At 77.0% G+C, this 1124-nt stretch carries 1 pseudogene; it reads left to right on the top strand.

The window, feature by feature from the left end:
- Positions 1–1124: pseudogene (locus tag QH283_RS15770) on the top strand (hypothetical protein); the annotation flags it as partial.

Below are 1124 nucleotides of genomic sequence, written 5' to 3'. Positions count from 1 at the left end.
ACCGGCGACCTGCCGGTGATCCGCGACGGCGGCGCGCATTCGGTGCCCGACGAGGACGAACCGGCCGCCGAACCCCCTGCCGCCGCGCCGGCGCCGGAGGCCGCGCCTGCCCCGGAATCGTCCGGTCGCGGCGGGCGCAGGCGCAAGCTCGACCCGGACGAGAACGCCACCGTCATCGTCGGCCGCCCGACCGCGGGGGTGACCCCCGCATCCGGCGTGACGCCCTCGGCCTTCGCGCCTCCGCCGTCCTTCTCCCCGCCCGCCCCGGAACCGCCGAGTCCCGAACCACCGGCCGCGCCCGCGGGTTTCGCCCCGCCGGGCCCGCCGGCCCCCGGTGTCCCGCCGCAGGCTCCCACCATCTCGCCCGCCGCACCGTCGAGCGGCGGTCCCGACAGCGGCAGGCTCAGCCGCGCCGACCGCCGGCGCGCGGCCGAGGTCACCGAGGTCTATCCGGCACCTATCGCCCCGGCCGAGGGGCCGGACCCGCAACCGGCGGGCTGGGCGCCGCCGCCCCCGGATTTCGGTCAGGGACAACAGCGTCCGCTCTCGCCGATGCCGCCGCGCCCGGAACAGGACGAGGCCGCCGGGCCGCCCGCTCGCGGTCGCGGGGGCCTGCCCGCGTGGTCGGCGCGCAAGCGCGGCCAGGAGCGGCAAGCGCCCGCCGGACCGCCACCACCGGGTGAGGCCGGCCCCGACTCCGGCGCGTTGCCCACCCAGGCGTGGAATCTGGCCGGCCAGGATCAGCAACTGTTGTCCGGGCAGACCGTCGCGGGAGATCTGCTGCGCGAGGGCGCGGAGCGGGCCGACGCCGCCCGCCGCACCGGACGCGAGCAACAGCGTCCGATCATGGGCCCGCCCGCGCCCGGCTTCGCCGGGCCGCCCGGTCGCGACGGTTTCGGCGGCGAGGAGTACGGCGGTGACGGTTTCGGCGGCGAGGGATACGGCCGGGACGGATTCGGCCACGACGGTTTCGGCGACGACTACGACGCCGAGTACGACGGTGACTACGGCACAGGCGAATTCGGGCCGGAGTTCGACGACACCGGCGAGCACCGTCCCGGCGGTTACGACTACGACGACTACACCGGCGACGATCTCGAGCCCGTCGACTACGACGACGAGCC

The organism is Nocardia farcinica (assembly GCF_029867845.1).
Taxonomy (GTDB): domain Bacteria; phylum Actinomycetota; class Actinomycetes; order Mycobacteriales; family Mycobacteriaceae; genus Nocardia; species Nocardia farcinica_A.
Note: the sequence above shows the minus strand (reverse complement) of the source record. Positions and strands in the feature narration are given on the sequence as shown.